The organism is Caballeronia sp., from assembly GCF_049581465.1.
Lineage (GTDB): Bacteria > Pseudomonadota > Gammaproteobacteria > Burkholderiales > Burkholderiaceae > Caballeronia.
This window is the reverse complement of sequence record NZ_JBAUSA010000932.1, coordinates 1-2,078: the sequence shown is the minus strand read 5'-3', so window position 1 is coordinate 2,078 and position 2,078 is coordinate 1. Positions and strand designations below refer to the sequence as shown.

Genomic DNA, 2,078 nt, shown 5'->3' with positions numbered 1-2,078 from the left:
ACGGCTTCCGGAATTTCTCGCCGGCGTTCTCGCTTATGGAATTTTTGCCGAACATGACGAAAGGATCGTCCATTTCATCGCGCGCTACCGGCTCGTCGCAATAGGGACGCTTGCGGTAATTTTCGCGGGCGCGACTTATGCGTACACGAACGGTCCGATCTCCTGGCGAGTCCCGCTTCACAACGGTGCGATGTTGCCTACTCAGATCGCGTTGATTCTTATCTGCGCGAGCGTACTGCGGGAAGCGTCTCCGCGAACGGTCAAGTGGTCCAGCCGGCTGGGAAATGCGTCATTGTCGGTATTCGCCATTCAATGGCCGCTTTTCATACTATTCATCAAAGCGCAAAAGGCGCTGACAATCCCCTATCCGCTGTTGTCCTGCGTTCATCGACTGCATGTATGCGCGCAGGCGGTCAACGCGGTGCCCCGGCAGTTTTCATACTATCCGCTCTATCTCATCCTGACCCTGCTTGCATCCGTCCTGTTCCAGGAAAAGGTGATCGTCCCGCTTAGAGCGCCCCTGCGTCGTATGTTGACGCGTCAGCGCAACGCTGGACCCACGCACACGCACGAAGGCCATCTCCCCGAACAAAGTGCGCTGCCGCACAGATGATCCGCCCCGACGTGTTGTACTAATGTCAGGCAGCATCAAGCAGGCGAATCCCCGCCCGGACGCGAGGCGCAAACATCACGATAACTGCTCGAGGCTACCCATGGCTGCTGCAAGCGTTCCTCTTTGCGTTGATCTGGATGGCACGCTAACCCACACCGATCTGCTCATCGAGTCGTTGCTGGTTTTAATTAAACAAAACCCGCTCTTTGTACTTTATTGCATCGCATGGCTAATGCGTGGCAAGGGATACCTGAAGGCCCAGGTTGCGGCACGCGTCGCCATCGATGTGTCATTGCTGCCCTATAACGCCCGCTTCGTTGATTTCCTGAAGAAGGAACAGTCGAGCGGCCGCGATCTCTATCTATGCACCGCAGGCGATCAACGATTCGCCGAACAAATCGCCTCGCATTTCGGTTTTTTCAAAGGCGTGATGGCAAGCAATGAGTTGCGCAATCTCTCAGGCTCAACCAAGGCGGGAGCCTTGTCGGCGGAGTTCGGCGTACAGGGCTTCGACTACTGCGGTAACGCCCGTGCCGATGTGCCTGTATGGAAGCAGGCACGCAAGGCGATCGTCGTCGGAAGCAAGAACATGGAGGCGGCCGCGCAGAAGGTGAACAAGACGACCGTCTTCTTTGAGCACGAGCGCTCGTTGTTCCGGCTCGTGCTCAAGGAAATGCGCGTTTATCAATGGGTGAAGAACCTGCTGATCTTCGTGCCGCTGCTCGCGTCCCATCGCTTCACCAATGTCAATACGCTGATTGTCGAAGGCATCGCGTTTTTCTCGTTCAGCTTTTGTGCTTCGTCGGTGTACCTGCTCAACGACATGATGGACCTTGACGCCGACCGGCGTCACGCGAGCAAGCGCAATCGGCCGTTCGCGTCGGGCCAGTTGCCGCTCACGTTCGGCATGTTGCTTGCGGTTGCGCTTCTGGCTGCCGCCGCGGGCCTCGCCTTCCTGCTGCCGCCTCTATTCCAGTTAGTGCTCGCCGGCTATTTCGTGACCACCATCGCGTATTCGTTCGCGCTCAAACGGATGATGCTGGTCGATGTGTTTACACTGGCTGCCCTTTACACCACGCGCATCATGGCGGGCGGTGCGGCGGGGAATATCCGGCTCTCGGATTGGCTGGTGATGTTCTCGATCCTGATTTTCCTGAGCCTCGCCATGGTCAAGCGCTGCACGGAGCTGGATGCGCTTTTGCGAGACGGCAAGGCCTCGGCTGCCGGGCGCGGCTACGTCACGCAAGACCTGGGCATTTTGCAATCGTTTGGCATCGCTTCTGGCTACGTCGCGGTGCTGGTGCTCGCTCTCTATCTGAATTCCTCCGACGTTCACGCGCTCTATCGCCACCCGCAAGCGCTCTGGTTCCTGTTCGGCTTGCTGCTGTACTGGATCAGCCGCATGTGGATGCTGGCCTTTCGCGGCCAGATGCATGACGACCCGATCGTGTTCGCAATCAAGAAC

Annotated in this window: 2 protein-coding genes; both read left to right on the top strand. The window is 57.7% G+C overall.

The features are described from left to right. Nucleotides 1–613 (top strand): acyltransferase family protein (locus WCA53_RS22930; protein WP_423915874.1); only part of this gene is annotated, 613 nt, incomplete at its 5' end. 100 nt (nucleotides 614–713) lie between these two features. After that, on the top strand, nucleotides 714–2,078 hold a 1,365-nt coding region (locus tag WCA53_RS22925), incomplete at its 3' end, for a UbiA family prenyltransferase (protein WP_423915871.1).